The following is a 16339-nucleotide window of genomic DNA, read 5'->3' on the forward strand; positions in this document are numbered from 1 at the left end:
ATATTTCTAAAATGAAGAGTCCAATTTTTGGGCTCTTTTTTATTTATTAAACTGATATTCCGTTAGTCGTTGTTCTCCAGATTTTATTAAAATATTTTCATCAACCGCCCATTTCAAATCTCGACTCGCTGTTGGAGCGGAAATATTTTTAAAATTCTGCAAATAATCTTTTCTACTGAATTTTTTTTCTCCAATCTTCTCTTTAAATAAAAATATTCTGTCTTTTGTACTCAAATTAATATTTTGAGATTGTAAAACCTGTTTCAAAGACTCGAATATTATTCCCAACATAAATTCAATGAAAGGAGTCGATTGTCCTATCTTGTCAGATTCAGAGAGCTTATTGTAATATTCCTGCTGATTTTGTTTGATTAAACTTTCAACCGGTAAATATTCAAAAACAGGATATTGCTGCATTAAAATCAATGTTTGCCAAAGTCTTCCCATTCTGCCGTTTCCATCTACGAAAGGATGAATAAATTCAAATTCATAATGAAAAACACAACTTTTGATTAAAATTAAATCTTTATCATTCTTTAAATAAGAAAAAAGATCATTCATCAAACCTTTTACCATCGCACCACTTGGAGCAAGATGTTCAACTTTTGAACCTTTTACAATTCCGACATTCGTTATTCTAAATTTCCCAGCATTTGCAATCAAATCCTTCATTAAAATTGAATGAGCCAATTCTAAATCTTTAATTTTATTTGGAGTAAAGCGTTTTAGATCATCATAAACTTCAATCGCATTCTGAACTTCAAGAATATCTTTTGCAGGAGCAATAATTCTTTTATTATCCAGTAAAGCAGTGATTTGTTCTTCTGTAAGGGTATTTCCTTCAATCTCCAATGAAGATTGAATGGTTTTGATACGATTTTTTTTTCGAAGTTCTGTCGTCGGTTTATAAAGATGATTCGCATTAATTTCCCCTATCTTTTCGGAAATAGAAGCAACCAATTCTAACACTTTATCTGTAATTATATAAGGTGGTTTCAAAATATGATACTATCAAATGATACTATCAAAGATAAAGATTTAATTTAAAAATACTTTTATTGAGGTCAGGAAAATGTTTTATTTTCCATCAAACATGCTCTTTCAGTTTCTCAAAATACTGAATAACCCCCACCTCAGGAAGATATAACTGACCATTCAAATCATTTTCAAAATCATTTGTGTTATCAAGAAAAGAATTGCTAAATAAAACATAAGAAGGTTGTTTAGCAAAATCATTTTTAAGCAATTGATGAGCTTCAACAACTATTGCCCCGTACAATTTCTTAAAGTTTCCAATTTTATATTGCGAAAACTTCCCAAAAGTGACAATAAATTTTAAAGATAAATCGATGGCGGTATTTAAAATCTCACTCAGTTCTTTTACTTTTTCATTAAAAGCGTGTTGCATATTCCGAAGAAGTTTAGATATTTTCTTATATGAAGGATTTGCATCATATCTATAAAATAAAATGGCGTCACCTTCTATTTCAGATATTTCAAAGTATTCACGGTTTGCATCAATGAGTGTAGAAAGTAGTTGTGTTACAATATATTGTCCGGTATAAAGTTTAGTATTAAATACAAATTCTGTAAATCCGTTAAAATCCGGAATGAGTATGATACCATTGTGTATATTTATATTTTTCATAATGATATTAGATTAAAAACTTGTTGTAAAATAAAAGACGTAGCAAGTTTCATTTTACCTTAATATCTTTATAAAAATTTAAACTTCAATAATCAGCTCTTTCTCAAATCCATTATATTTCTCTATAGCATATCCATGAGGATTACAAATAACCTCCGTCTCTCCTATTTTATATCTTTTCGGCGTGTGAATATGCCCATGAATCCAATACAAAGGTTGATATTCCAAAATAAAATCTTCAAGATCTGAAACATATGCCGAAGTCAAAGGATCTTCTTTAAAATGTTCCGGAATTGATTGTAAACTCGGCGCATGATGTGTCACCACAATATTTTTCATGTTTTTTGAACTTTCAAGACTTTCTTTTAACCATAGTCTGGAAAACTGATGAATTTTGTAAATATCAATCGACCTCATTTTTGAATAAGAAGGATCTCGTCTTATTTGCTTATAGTCATTCATCCCATTTTGGCAGACAAATCCATAATATCTCGGATCTCCAAAAATTGAAAAATCTGTCCACAATGTCGCTCCATGAAAACGAATTCCATCAATATCCACAAAAAAATCTTCTAATACCGAAACATTGGAATCTTTTGCAGCTTCTTTTATTTTGTTTAAAGTTTTCGGATAAGAACCTTTGTAATATTCGTGATTTCCGAGAACATAAACGACTGGTTTGTCGGGAATTTTCGTTTTAATCCACTCAATTCCTTTTGTTCCTAAATTCACGTCACCCGCCAAAACAACGACATCTGCATTTTCAAAAGATAAATCCGTAACTCCAAATTCCTGATGCAGATCGCTGATGATTTGTATTTTCATTCCGCTAAAATAAAAAAAGAACCGATATATTAAATATACCGATTCCCATTCATATAGTTTTATATAAAAAAGTTAAATCATTTTACGAAACAGCTATTTCTGCCTGTCTTACTTTTAAACTTTTTAAAATGAAATAAAATAACATTCCTAAAGCAAAAACGGCATATCCTATTAAAATGATTAAGCTTAGATTCCCAACCGCTAATTTTGAAGGAAAAAGCTGACTCATTAAAGTCATAAAAGATAATCCGATTCCAGCTCCTAAAAAGTAACTTGTCGAGCTTAAACTTGAAGCCACACCATAACTTGAAGGTTTTACATCCTGAATTCCCAATACCGATAAAGCTGTAAAACAGAACGTCATTCCAACTCCCGAAATACATGCTGCTCCAATTAAAACCAATGTTAAAGGATGATCAAAGTACACTGAAATTAATAAAGCTACAGCACCACTTAGCATGAAAATCCAACCAAAAATTCCCATTTGTACAGAATTTAATCTTTTTGAAATTTGAGGTAAAATAAATTTCGCCACCAAAGCAGACATTACACTGAACGGAACCAACATCAATCCCGCCGAAGCCGCACTGTGGTTCATGTCTTTCTGCAACATTAAAGAGATAAGAAATAAAAATCCGATAAAAAATGCTCCCAAAGCAACGAATGCCCAATTAGAAACTACCAAAGATTTATGTCTGAATAATTTTAAATTAATCAAAGGTTGCGATATGGATTTTAAACGATAAAATACAAGAATCAATAATATAACTGCCAATACTAGTGAACCCGCAACCATTAATGTCTGCTCTTTAATATGAATCAATTCATGAGTTCCGTACGTTAAACTTAATAATCCCAATACGAGTAAAATTCCCGACAAAAGATCTGTTTTCTGAGATTCTCCAACCTCATCTTTTGGAAGATATTGATATGCAAAAATTAAAGTCAGAAATAATATCGGAACATTGATCAGGAAAACCCAATGCCAACTCAAATATGTACTGATAATTCCGCCAAGTGAAAGTCCGCTTCCGGAACCGATTGCTGCAAACGAACTGAAAATTCCGATGGCACGGTTTCTTTCCTGATCTTCCTTGAAAGTGTTGGTTACAATCGACATCGCGGCAGGCATAATGAAAGCTGCACCCAATCCCTGCAAAGCACGGAAAATAGCCAATGTCCCAAAGCTTGTTGACAAACCTGCACCTAAAGAAGTCAGCAGAAAAATTATTGATCCTAAAAGAAAAATTTTCTTACGTCCGATCTGGTCTGAAAGTTTTCCGCCGATAATAAGAAAACCACCGAAAAATAATACATATAAAGTCTGTAACCATTGAACTGTTTCCGAGCCAATGCCAAATTGCTCCTGAATCGAAGGAATTGTCAGATTAATAATGGCAATATCCAAAGCCTCTACAAAAGTTCCAACCGATGCTAAAATTAATATTAAATTCTTTCTTTCCATATAGTTCAATTATGCTGCAAAATTAAAATTAATAGAACATTTGTAAAAATTATGTATTAAATTTGGAACATAATTAAATTTATTAACAATCAAAAAGAACATTTATTCTTTTAATTAAACTTTAATCCAGAAAAACAGAACAAATGGCAATAGAAAATTATACACCAGACGAAAAAGACCTTTCTATTCTCCGAATTTTACAGAAAGATGCAAAATTGAGCGTTCGAGACATCGCCACAAGAATTAATTTGAGCCCTACTCCAACTCACGAACGTATTAAGAGAATGGAAAAACAAGGAATTATCAAAGAATACACAACTGTTGTTGATCGCAAAAAAGTTAATAAAGGGATGATGGTTATTTGCATGATCGCCTTAAATGTTCACAATAAAAAAACGGCGGGACAATTCATTGAAGAAGTCGGAAAACTGAAAGAAGTTGTAGAATTTTACAATATCAGCGGAGATTTTGATTTTATGTTAAAAATTCTCGCTCCGAATATGGATGAATTTCATGAGTTTTTTGTGAATAAATTATCTGAAATTGAAGGAATCGGGCAAACGAAAAGTATTTTTGTGATGAACAGCATTAAGGAAAGTTCGCAGATCCTTTGATAGATTTTATTCCTGATTTTTTAGTAAATTGAATCACCATTAAAATTACAGATCATGCCTTGGAATCCTGAAGTTTACAATCAATTTAAAAATATTCGTTTTAAGCCTTTCTTTGATCTTGCAGACCTTATTCAGGATGAAAAAGAAATGAAAGCCATTGATTTAGGCTGCGGAACAGGCGAACAGACCGCGATTTTAACAGAAAAATTTCCGGAAGCAACATTCATCGGGGTTGATTCTTCTTCAGAAATGCTCGAAAAATCAAAGAATCTTGAAAATAATCGTCTTCATTTCAGACAATCGACAACAGAAAAAGTTTTAGAAAGTAACGAAAACTGGGATCTTATTTTCAGTAATGCTGCTTTGCAATGGTCTGATAATCACAAAGAATTATTTCCAAAATTAATTTCAAAATTGAAAACAAACGGTCAATTAGCAATACAAATGCCTTATCAACCGGGAAATATTCTGAATCAGATTTTGTCTGAACTGGCGACAGAAGAACCTTTTAAAACACAGTTACATAACTGGAACCGTCCGTCTTCCGTATTGACAATCGATGAATATGCGCAAATTTTATTTGAAAACGGAATGGAAGATCTGAATTTATCGCAGAAAGTATATCCTATTATCGCAGAAGATCATGAAATTTTGTTCAATTTTATTTCCGGATCAGCGTTGATTCCATATATCGAAAGGCTGGATGATGAACAGCAAAAAGCTTTTACAACAGAATTTCAACAGCGAATCTCAAAACATTTTACCAAACTTCCTGCAATTTATTCTTTTAAAAGAATTTTGATGTATGGAAGGAAAAAGTGATTAAAAAAGTGGTTTAAAATTATTAAGCCACTTTTAAAAATATATCAATTTTGTTATTTAATCAAACAGAGTCGACATCGCATAGTATTTAATAGAATTCATTTTTGCCAGTAGTCCTATAATATATGGATGGATAGCTAATGCAACAATAACAACCAATATAATGCCTAGACACATACTGATTCTGTAAGAAATATTAAAATTGTTATTGAAGTATTTTTTATCAATAATCAGACAACTAATTAGAGAAATGAGCGCCAATAACCATTTAAGTTTTGATAAATATGGAAGCCCTGTAACGATTACGTCGTTCTTGCTCATCATTTCACATAACAAATGATTTTCCCACCAGTCTGATATTATGTATCCGATCGACATGAAAAGTAAAACATATAATATTATGTTAATTTTTCGTTTATCGTCTACATGAATATTTTTGGTACGTTTCTCATCGGAATTTATGCTTTTAAGCGTAAAAATATAAGTGATCAAAAATATCCCGAAAACCCACAAAAATATATTATCATATTTAAGCGTTATAAATTCTGCTGCTCTCAAATGCGGATCTTTATAAAGATATTGAAAATCTTTTGATGAAAAAAAATTAAGACATTTTCCATCAAGTATCAGTTTTCCTTTCGGAATCTGTAGAAAAATAATGATCCCATACAATGCAGAAGCAAGGAGAATACACATATCTTTAATTATTCTCTGTATCATTTTTAGTCTTTTTTAATGTTTTTTCTTTCTTTTTTATAAACGTTCCAGTCAAACTTTTCAAGAAACTCAAGTGCTGCTTCTACTCCCTCTAAAAACAAAGCATCTTTTTCTTCCTTCGTAAGATTAAAATTCAACCAACTAATTTCAGTTTTATAAACTTTAATTTCCGATATACAGTTCTTTTTATAAAAAGGATTAATCGCCAAAAAAGAATTATCCTCATTATTTCGAATGGTATTTACCATATGTAAAATATAGTTACCAAAAGAAATTTTTTCTTTAGAATCTATACCCTCTTTTATAGATCTTTCTATCGGCTTTTCATCTATGATTCTGGCTCCGAATATTGGATAACGAGGAATAGCTATCTGATTGTTATGAAAAATATTAATCGGAAAATTAGAAAGTGAGCCTCCATCTATAAGAATTCCATGTGATTTTACCATTTTTCGTTCTTTTCCTTTCCAACTCTCCCAAAGAAATATATCTTCATCATCCACTTTTATTTTTTCATTATAAGTTTTAAAAATTTTTGGCTTGAAAAAGAAGGGGATTGCCATTGAAGCCCTAATATACTTCGCCGGATTATTTTCATTTTCTTCTGATTCTCCAAAATATAAATTGACTTCTCTAGGCAGAATAACCTTACAAGCATTATAAATATCTGTCGTTACAAATGAATAATCCATCGTGAGATTATCATAAGCCCTTCGGGACGGATCTTCTGACTCCAGATCTAGAACAATAAATGGATTATCTTTACAAGTATATTTTTTATTGACTTCATCAAGCTTAAAATCAAATTTTGCTTTTTTATCTAAATCTTCTTGGTTCGCTATTCCAAAATTCTCAAGTTCTTTCTCTAAAAAAGATTCAAACTTATCTCCTGGATTTATCCCAAATTTATTCTTTGTAAATGTTGCAATTAGATAAACAAGATATCCCATCCAAGCTAAAAATATGATCATAAAAAACCCATATACTATTTTTCCTTCAGAGCCTACATAGCCAAGAAATGGTAACGGAAAAAGCACAAGCAACAATAGTACAAGGGATATTCCCAAAAAATTCATTATTAATCCTTTCCCTTGTAAAATCAACTGTCTCAACAAAACATTATTTGTATCTACAAAACCTTTTACATCAAATCTTTTTTCATTAAAAATCATGTCATACAGCTCGGGACTTTTTGGATCACTTTTTTCGCCAATAGCTGCAAGAAAAAGAGTATTGATAGCTCCTGCACTTGTGCCTGCAAGTCTTAAAAATCTAATGCCTAAATATTCTAATACAAAAGTATACCCTACTAATGAGTACCCAAGAACACCACCACCCTGTTGTACAAAATCTATCCATTGTAATTTTTTATCTTCTGAAGTAATATCAGAAAATTTCTTATTCTCTAATTTTTTCAGCCTCTCCAAAAGAGTTCTTTGTTCCTTATGATTTTTAAAGACATGACTTCCATATTTGACAAGTATTTTGTCAAATTTTATATTAATTTCCTTTTCGCTTTCCATAACTATTAGTTTTTAATCAAAATATTTAAAATAATTACGATATTTTCTATATCTATCATATTTAAATAAGATATAGTTGAATCTTGGTAATTTTATAAGTAATTCAAAAATTCCTGAAAATCAAAATTGGAGAATGAGATTGCCCGATTGAAATAATCTGTGGTGATGCATTTCCTGTAGTATACAGGATTGCAATTAAGCTTCTGATTTTCATGATATTTAGTTTTATATAAAGTTAAGAAATAATATGATTAATTACTATTAACTTTTTTAAAACAAAACAGAAAATTAATATTGTAAGTCTTTTATATCGATTTTTTTCGATTACGTATTTTAAATAAATTCATATTTTTAATCAACAAAATTATCCCTAAAAGAGAAAAAAAAGCAGTAACAACAGTAAAAAGTAAAGATGCGGAAACAGAAACTGAGGTATTAAAATCGAAATATTTTGAAGCCTGAAGAAACAAAAATTCCCTGACTCCGATTCCAGCGAATGAAATTAAACTCAAAATTGAACTTCCTAAAAATGTAATGATATAAATTTTATAATTTTCTTTAATTCCTAAACTTTTCAATAAAAATATAAAGCAGACTATTTGCAAAATTTGTATTAAAACTGAAATTAAAAAAGTTTTAAAAAAGATTGTCTGATAAATGGAAAACAATTTTTTAGTTATAAAAAAAGTCAATAAAACTCCTGTAATCATCATTATCAAAGACAAAACAACCAATTGAGCCGATAATAAAAACATTGAAGAAATTAGGATTAAAACACAAATCGCTAACAATCCGCTCAATCTGTCATTGAAAATTGCTGAGGTTAATTTTTTTATATTCCAATTAAAGTTTTTATTTAAAATATAAATTTTATAAGCATCACCGCCAATTCCTCCCGGAATGAAAAAATTATAGAACATTCCTAAAAAATAGAGTTCGAGATTGCTTCTGAAACTTAAATTAAAATCATTTATTTTCAAATAAAATTCCAATCTTTTTGTCGATAAAATCTGTGATGCAAGAAAGAAAAAAGCACCTGAAGCGACATAAAAAACATTGACCGTCGACCAGATTTTCGCAATATCATGAAACGGTATTTTAACGAAAACAAAATACAGCAACGCAATACTGATAAGGATTTTCAGGATATTAATAAATACTTTTCGCGTATTTTTTTTCTCCAAAACTCGTAATTTTTCTGATATTGAAAGGTCGTTTATTTTGCGATTCATAATAGGTTTTCATCAGCATATCGAGTATAATTCCTGTTGTAAACAACTGGATCCCAATAAAAACCAAAAGTATTCCCAAAATCAGCAAAGGTCTTCCGCCAATACTATTCCCCAATAATTTGGCAATGAAAAGATACACATTGATAAACATTCCTAGAGAAAAAGCAATCAGACCAATATTCCCGAAAAGATAAATAGGTTTCGACAGATATTTTTGATTAAATAAGATTAAAAGCAAATCATTAATTACCTTAAAAGTCCTGTTAATCTTATACTTAGAAACCCCGAATTGTCTTGCGTGATGTTTCACAGGAATTTCAGCGATTCTTGCTCCGTTCAGATGAGCCATTAAACTTATAAAACGATGATTTTCACCATACAAATTGAGTTCTTTTGCTGTTTCATCCCTGAAAACCTTCAATGCGCAACCCTGATCTGAAATATTAAGTTTTGTTGAACTTTTAATGATCATATTGGCAATTTTTGAAGGAATTGTTTTGAAGGAAGAATCTTGTCTGTTTTGCCTTTTTCCTACTACCAAATCATAATTTCCTTGTTCCAAAAGGTCGACCATTGCAGGAATATCACTCGGATCATTCTGCATATCACCATCCAACGTAATAATGTAATTCCCTGAAGCATAATCGAATCCAGCCATCATTGCCGAACTTTGACCATAATTTCTCTTCAATTGAATCAATACAACATTAGGATCATTTTTTTCGATAATTTCTTTTACCGTTTTGTCTTTGGAATTATCATCGACTAAGATTAACTCATACCGATAACCGTTCATTGTTTCCATAATTCTGTCGATAATGAGTCCGGCATTTCCTTCCTCATTATACATAGGAATTACTAAAGAATAAAATTTGTTATAATCCATTTATTTAAGGATTTTTTATAAATTTGCTTTGCGAGCGTTTAGTAAAAATATTAAAAACCTTATTCTTTAAGATGAACAAGATGTTACTATTATCGCCTCGCCAATTACTATTTCTTTACATTGGCTTTTCCATCGTTTATATCTCCGGACTGTTTGTTCCGCTTATGGAAAACGATTCTGCCCAACATGCTTCAATGGCAATGAGAATGGCTCTGAACAATGATTTCTTCAATATTTACAAAGGAGAAAATCCATATTTAGATAAACCTCACATGCATTTTTGGCTTGCAGCTATTTCAATGAAAATTTTTGGAATCAATCATATTGCGTATAGAATTCCTTCATTGATTGCTTTAGCTTTAGGAGCATTTTCTACAAAAAAACTGGCTGATTTACTTTATGAAAATGAGAATACCGGTTATGTAGCTTCTTTAATCTTTCTTTCGGCTCAAACAATCATCCTTTCCGCTCACGATGTAAGAACTGATGCTATTTTAACGGGTTTCATCATCTTCTCAATCTGGCAATTTGTGAAGTTCATTAAAACTCAAGATAATCTGAGTGCCGTTTTGGCAGGTTTGGGAGCCGCTCTAGCCTTTTCCACAAAAGGTTTAATGGCTGTTGTAATTATTGGATTTTGTATTTTTTCTTACCTACTATATTCAAGGGAGTGGAAGAATTTTTTTAATTTAAAACTTATTTTTACGTTAATAATTTTCATTATTGGAATTTCGCCGGTTTTATACGCTTACAATAATCAATTTGGAGAAGAAGGAATACAGTTTATTTTATTCAATCAAAGTATAAATCGACTTACTGCAAATGGTTTTAAAGAAACAAGTCCAGATTATTTTTTCTTTTTTCATACGTTATTGTGGGCTTTCTTGCCGTTTTCATTGGCTTTTTATTTTGGAGCTTTTGAAAAAACAGCTTTTTTCATCAAAAATAAATTCAGTAAAATTGAAGGTGTCGAATTTCTAACATTAGGAGGATTTTGGCTGATCATGTTAATTTTTTCAATCTCGAAATTCAAGCTTCCACATTATCTGAATGGATTAATTGCCATTCTTGCGGTTTTGACTTCCGCTTATTTATTTGAGATTTATAGAAAAAATTCATTTAAAAAAATCAAGATTTTATATATTTTCCAATTAGTTGTGATTTTCACGGCAATTCCAGGTTTGGGATTATTAGCTTATTATTTTACCGGAATCTATAACATTCCTTTTTTTATTTTATTTATTTTGATTTTTGTCTATTTGCTAATTAACGTTTTCTCTAAAGATAATATTTTCAGGAAATATGTTTTTGTCTCTTTAATTTTTTCAATTGCAGTTAATATTTATCTCAACACACAGTTTTATCCCGTCTTAACACAATATCAAGGCAGTTTAAAAATGGCAGAATTTGTCAATAATTATAATATTGATAGAAATAAAATATTTATGCTAAAAGGTTATGAACCTTGGAATTTCGATTTTTACACAAAAAGAAACACTCCAAGAGTTGAGGAAAATATACTTAAAAAAGGAGATTTTTTAGTAATTTATGATGAACATCTGCCAAATTTGAAAAAGAAATATCGATTAATAGACAAAGAAAATCATTATCGAATTACAAGATTATCATTAAAATTTTTAAATCCGAAAACAAGGGAAAAGCAATATGAGAAGATTTCTTTGGTGGAGATTTTGGATTGAATTAAATATCTTATAAAAACGTCTTTTTGTATTTTATGAACATCATTATTTGCTTCCAATAATATACCCTTCTTTGGAAATTATATAATTCTTTTTGCTAATGATTTTATTATTATCACCAGATATAAGTGATTCTGTTATATCAATTTTATATTCTTTAGTGATATTGTATGTAAATGTCCTTGCTCCTTTTTCGGTTTCTATACTTGTATAAAGAATAATATTGGAGACTGGCTCGAATTTTTCGTTTAAAGTAAATAGATGTCAAGTGGATTGACCGGCTTCATTATATTTAATTAATATGATTGGCTTAATATTATTAATAATAGGTAGTTTAATAATTTTATAGTTATCCTCATGTTTAATTGGAAAAATACTATAACTTCCTTTATTAAGGTCTTTAAATCCTTTTTCTTCACTTATTTCATCATAATTATACTTAATTGGTAATGAAAGCTCTTCACAATCATTATAAACTTTTTCTAATATATTTTGATTTTCAACTTCTGCTTTTGTATCGCTATTTTCTTTTTTAGAAAAACATGAATCGAATAATTTTTTCCATTTTACATCATACTTTAATTCAAGAGGATTCTCAAGATTTGCAGAAGTATTGAATAATTTTCCATTTTTTTTGTGATATTCTATCCATCCAACAGTACCTGTTCCATCAGTATCAAACAAAAGCTTACACAATATAATATCATCATTCTCTTCATCGATTAAAAGATTTATTTTATTTTTATCAATTTTCCATTCTGAAAAAGGAAAATTACTACTTCTCACAAGTTCAGTTAAATATTCGTAACAATTCGTCGATATTTTATTTGAAGATGTTGTAGCTTGTACTGTAGCACTACTCTTTGTATTAGTATTAGTTTTAGTATTATCAATAATTTCTTTTTTAATAGGTTCTCCCTTACAGGAAAATAGAAATAAAATAAGAAATAAATTTATTGTTTTTTTCATTTTTTATTAAGTTTATGCCACTCATAATCAATAAATCTTTTACTTCTAATATAATATTGAGTTCCTTCCTTTTTAATATCAAAGCTACTATCTTCTATATTACTTGTACAGATCCCTGTTTCTCCTGTATGAATTAAATGTATAAATTCATCTTTTTGAGACAGTGAATATTCTCCCTCGCAATAAATTTCATTTGGGTTTGTACAACTAATACTTAAAATGGCGTTGTTTTTATTAATATTTATAAAATATGCCATATCAATTTGATCATCACTTTGTATACTCTCAACTTTTATTTTAAGGTAATAATCCCCATCCCATTCTTGAGGAATATTATTTTGAGAATTTGAATCTAATGAAGAGTTGTTCTCATCAGAACTACAATCTTCTTTTTTAAGACTTGCTGATTTTAGTTTTAAATTTTCAATCGCATAAAAAGATAAATCTTCATTCGTTTTATTATTTGAAATATTTTCCCAATATGTAACACCCAGTTTATCATCAACATTAGTTACTTTATAATAAAATTGTTCATTTTTTAAAAGTACCTTATAATATCCATTTAATTGTTCTATTTTATTAACTTCATAGTTAATTGGCTCAACTATTTCAAGATGAAGTATTTTATCTGTAAGTTTTACGTGATTGTAATTTTCTGGTTTAGCACAGCTCAATTTAAATTCATTATTTTGTTTTATAATTTCTGTATATTCTTTGTTGATAATTACCGTATTATCAGAACTAATATGTTCTGATTTAATTTCTGGCTTATTTTGTTTACACGAAATAAATAAAATTAGAATGATTATTATTGTCTTATAATTCATAATTGGAGTATATTTTGTTAAAGGTTTATTTTTTTTCAATAGGAAAAGTATCGCTAGATAGATTTATGAAATAAATTACTTTACCAGAAATAAAAAAATCTCCATTCTTATTTTCAATATAAATAACACCCATATTTTCATATTTGGGGTTAAATACAATTTCAATTTTATTAGAATTTATAAGTTTACCCGTTAAGTTTTTATATTGTTCTGAAGCATTTCCATCACTAATATAATCTAGAGAAATATTATTTAAATCCTTAATATTTATATCAAAACTATTTTTTTTATGATCTCCATTATATAATTCGAAATAATATTTCCCGTTCCAATTATTATTTTGAACATCGTCTTTTTGGTTTGTTACTTCATTTGTAAGATAATTTATATTTGAATATTTAACATCTTCATCATAATTTTTTACTTGGATTGTTTTTTTTAATTTCCATAAATTATCTTTATTAGTATACAAATTGAAAGTGTAAGGAAAATTGATTATATAGTCAGATCCATTTTCAACTGTCAAATATTTTTTTGCTATAAACTTTCCAAAAGAAGTAAAATCTGTTGGTTTTTTGATTTTTTCCTTTAAGATAGTATTAATTTTTTGTTGTTGTGAAATTGAATAAAAGTAAGATGAATTAAGTTCATCATATTGTGGCTTTATTCCTGTTTCCTTTTCAAAATTTTGGTAATATTTTTTTACGTTGACTTTTGGTATATAATAAATGGTATATTGTCCATAATTCTTCAAATAATAGATTTTATATGGTATTTTATTTTCAATGTCAAAATAATATTTAACATTGAAATTATTAAACCCGTTTTCAATTCCATTAATCTGATAACTTGATGTTTCTTTTTCAGTAATTTTAATTTTGGCGTTTTCTTTATCTTGACCTTGACAATTCCCTAATAATAGAATAAGGAACATATAAATTATCTTTTTCATCATTTTAATATATTTCCCTTTGTAGTTTCATCAAATTTTGTTTTCATAAATTGTTCCGGATCTATTCTATTATTTCCAAATGAACTGTCTCGACTTGCTTCAATGTGTACATGTCTATATTGAGGATTTATTCCGTGAATCAGTTTTCCATCTCTATATACTGAAGCCGCATTTCCCGTACTTCCTGACTTCCCTATTTCATCCTTATGTGAAATCTTATCTCCTTTTTTCACCGAGACAGAATCCAAATGGCAATATTTAATATATACGTCTTTCTCGTCCTTATCTTTAGAGTATATAACTACATAATTACCTAAACTATTTGCAATGTATTCATTTGTCTTTAGAGTATTCTTTAAATCATATACTTCACCACAAAGCATTGAATGAACACTTGTTCCGACGGATGCTAAAATATCTACTCCAGTATGATAATATCCATTTGGATGTGTACTGTTAATTCTTTTTGATCTGTGAAATCTATTTTTATTAACATTATCACTTTGATTATTAATTCTTGGATTCTCAATAGGATCGGCATAATTTACACACTTATTATCTCTACATTTCGTAATTATAGGTTTACTCGAACTAATTTTTTGACATGAATATTCTTTTGTTTTATTTTTTAAGCCCATATCAAACCATTCTTTGACATTTTCGGCAATTTCCCAAACATAAGTTTTTCCTTTTTCCTTCTTTCCCTCTTTGTGAAAGGCAGGATTTGCCGCATAGCTTACATTTCTCCAATAATTGAGATTTTTAATTGGTTTACCATTTTTATATGAAATAGGCAGACTATTATCAAAGACAATATGATTTGATTGATTACCTTTTCCGCAATCTACAGGAAATAATACTGCTAAATAAAAATCTGTAAGAGTATTTAATTTTCCTTTAAATTTTGGAAGAGAGATATAACTTTCCATAGCGTCTAATTGTTCTTCTGCTGTCTTACTCAACAATTCTGTGCGAGTAATTTGAATGTCTTTTGCTGAATCTTTTCCTATTTGTAACAAACCTACATATCCTTCTCTAGATTCATCTTTATGTTTTTTAAACGTTCCACAAGTCGGGTCAAAAGTTCCTCCCGTTTCGTGAGCCATCGCTGCCATAAAATTATTTGCATCCACTCCATTTCTCCGACTTATTTCAATTACTTTTTTTCTAAATTCGCAACTCACCTTATTTCCCCATATTAAATCGTATTGTTTACATAGGCATCTCTCGTCTTCTTTCTTCTCTTGTTTTGGTTCTTTCACAATAGCCGGAGATTTCCCATCCGGTTTCTGTACAGTAGGCTCTTGTTCTTTTGTAGCAGTTCCTTTACTTTCCCACCAATCCCAAAGTTCTTTCCCTTTTTCCATCATCGTTTCTCCAATTCCTTTTTCCTCTTTTTTACTTACCGGTTTAGTTTCTGCAGGTGAACCTTTAGCTTTTGGAATAGCTGCAGGTTTCGATGGTTGTTTTGAAGAAACAGGTGGGGTTTGTGGGGTCTGTTTTGGAGTTTGTGGAAAAGGATTATTAACATCTACATTTTCAGTAGCATGCTTTTTATTTTTGTAGTATTCTACAGTTACATAAAATTCTAATTTCTTCGGGTCGATTTCTCCTTGTATGGCTTTTTGCATTAAAGCTTTGGTAAGTAAAAACTCTGCAACAGCAACCCCGTTTTCATCAACTCTGGCTTTCTTTGTATCTATTGGCTTATTACTTTCATTATGTCCAGAATTTTTAGCATCATCTTCCCAAAGAGTAAAGACCAAGTCTTTATTAAACATGTTAACACAATAAGCTTTAGTTCTCAGCTTTTCCCTAAAACTAAATGTACTGCCTTTACTGTCATCTACATACAACAACTCAACTTTACTTATTTTGGAGATTTTAGATTGTTTTGGTGTAATAATCAATCCGCCTCCTTCCGGTTTGTGAAGATAGCCTTCTAAACGATATGTGTTTCCTAAAGAGCTTTCTCCGAATGTAAAGTCACTGTCTCCCAATTTTTTAATATGGGTAGATGTAAATTGACCATTGCTCCTCTTCCTGAACAATTCCCATGTTACTTTTGCCGGATTTCGTTCTGCCGTTGGTGTATCAGGATAACATCATTAAAAACATATTTATTCTTTGCTTGGCAAGATTTATTTTCAATAGTTATT

The 16339-nt window shown here is 29.6% G+C and carries 15 protein-coding genes; 3 read left to right on the forward strand and 12 right to left on the reverse strand.

All coding sequences use genetic code 11. The annotated features are described in order from the left end of the window. Positions 1-39: 39 nt before the first annotated feature. From ABD940_RS01610 to ABD940_RS01625, 4 genes are all read right to left on the reverse strand, one after another. The gene (locus tag ABD940_RS01610) at positions 40-999 is read right to left on the reverse strand and encodes a Fic family protein (RefSeq protein WP_345199885.1); all 960 of its coding nucleotides are present in this window, start codon (positions 997-999) and stop codon (positions 40-42) included. 88 nt (positions 1000-1087) lie between these two features. After that, entirely contained in the window at positions 1088-1648 is a 561-nt protein-coding gene (locus tag ABD940_RS01615) for a DUF2652 domain-containing protein (protein ID WP_345199887.1), read from the reverse strand. 78 nt (positions 1649-1726) lie between these two features. Then, a complete protein-coding gene (locus ABD940_RS01620) occupies positions 1727-2473 on the reverse strand; it encodes a metallophosphoesterase (RefSeq protein WP_345199889.1) in 747 nt (248 codons plus the stop codon). A gap of 82 nt (positions 2474-2555) precedes the next feature. Beyond that, positions 2556-3938: an MFS transporter gene (locus ABD940_RS01625; RefSeq protein ID WP_345199890.1), complete on the reverse strand. Its 1383-nt coding sequence runs from the start codon at positions 3936-3938 to the stop codon at positions 2556-2558. 143 nt (positions 3939-4081) lie between these two features. Here ABD940_RS01625 and ABD940_RS01630 point away from each other — a divergent pair, with 143 nt between their 5' ends. Together ABD940_RS01630 and ABD940_RS01635 are read left to right on the forward strand one after the other, a co-directional pair. Then, a complete protein-coding gene (locus tag ABD940_RS01630) occupies positions 4082-4552 on the forward strand; it encodes an Lrp/AsnC family transcriptional regulator (protein ID WP_345199891.1) in 471 nt (156 codons plus the stop codon). A gap of 54 nt (positions 4553-4606) precedes the next feature. Next, positions 4607-5374 (forward strand): methyltransferase domain-containing protein, encoded by a 768-nt coding sequence (locus ABD940_RS01635; RefSeq protein ID WP_345199892.1) that lies wholly within the window; start codon positions 4607-4609, stop codon positions 5372-5374. Between the two features lie 57 nt (positions 5375-5431). Here ABD940_RS01635 and ABD940_RS01640 read toward each other — a convergent pair whose 3' ends face one another. The 4 genes from ABD940_RS01640 to ABD940_RS01650 form a co-directional block, all read right to left on the reverse strand. Next, positions 5432-6094: a hypothetical protein gene (locus ABD940_RS01640; protein ID WP_345199894.1), complete on the reverse strand. Its 663-nt coding sequence runs from the start codon at positions 6092-6094 to the stop codon at positions 5432-5434. Positions 6095-6096: 2 nt separating this feature from the next. Further along, the gene (locus tag ABD940_RS01645) at positions 6097-7614 is read right to left on the reverse strand and encodes a patatin-like phospholipase family protein (RefSeq protein WP_345199895.1); all 1518 of its coding nucleotides are present in this window, start codon (positions 7612-7614) and stop codon (positions 6097-6099) included. 305 nt (positions 7615-7919) lie between these two features. After that, positions 7920-8846: a lysylphosphatidylglycerol synthase transmembrane domain-containing protein gene (locus ABD940_RS22865; protein ID WP_425550343.1), complete on the reverse strand. Its 927-nt coding sequence runs from the start codon at positions 8844-8846 to the stop codon at positions 7920-7922. After that, positions 8764-9732, reverse strand: a complete 969-nt coding sequence (locus ABD940_RS01650; protein ID WP_345199896.1) for a glycosyltransferase family 2 protein — start codon at positions 9730-9732, stop codon at positions 8764-8766. Before ABD940_RS01650 ends, ABD940_RS22865 begins: the two co-directional genes overlap by 83 nt. Before the next feature lie 71 nt (positions 9733-9803). Here ABD940_RS01650 and ABD940_RS01655 point away from each other — a divergent pair, with 71 nt between their 5' ends. Next, positions 9804-11432, forward strand: coding sequence for an ArnT family glycosyltransferase (locus ABD940_RS01655; RefSeq protein WP_345199897.1), 1629 nt, complete (start codon positions 9804-9806; stop codon positions 11430-11432). A 264-nt stretch (positions 11433-11696) separates the two neighbouring features. On the opposite strand, the gene ABD940_RS01660 is transcribed toward ABD940_RS01655, so the two are convergent. From ABD940_RS01660 to ABD940_RS01675, 4 genes are read right to left on the reverse strand one after another with little or no spacing between them, the layout of a single operon-like run. Next, positions 11697-12401: a hypothetical protein gene (locus ABD940_RS01660; protein ID WP_345199898.1), complete on the reverse strand. Its 705-nt coding sequence runs from the start codon at positions 12399-12401 to the stop codon at positions 11697-11699. After that, complete coding sequence (locus ABD940_RS01665) at positions 12398-13228, reverse strand: hypothetical protein (RefSeq protein ID WP_345199899.1); 831 nt, start codon at positions 13226-13228, stop codon at positions 12398-12400. Before ABD940_RS01665 ends, ABD940_RS01660 begins: the two co-directional genes overlap by 4 nt. Positions 13229-13253: 25 nt before the next feature. Continuing rightward, positions 13254-14162, reverse strand: a complete 909-nt coding sequence (locus tag ABD940_RS01670) for a hypothetical protein (RefSeq protein ID WP_345199900.1) — start codon at positions 14160-14162, stop codon at positions 13254-13256. A 17-nt stretch (positions 14163-14179) separates the two neighbouring features. Next, complete coding sequence (locus ABD940_RS01675) at positions 14180-16180, reverse strand: M23 family metallopeptidase (protein WP_345199901.1); 2001 nt, start codon at positions 16178-16180, stop codon at positions 14180-14182. Positions 16181-16339 lie beyond the last annotated feature (159 nt).

The organism is Chryseobacterium ginsengisoli (assembly GCF_039542325.1).
Lineage (GTDB): Bacteria > Bacteroidota > Bacteroidia > Flavobacteriales > Weeksellaceae > Chryseobacterium > Chryseobacterium ginsengisoli.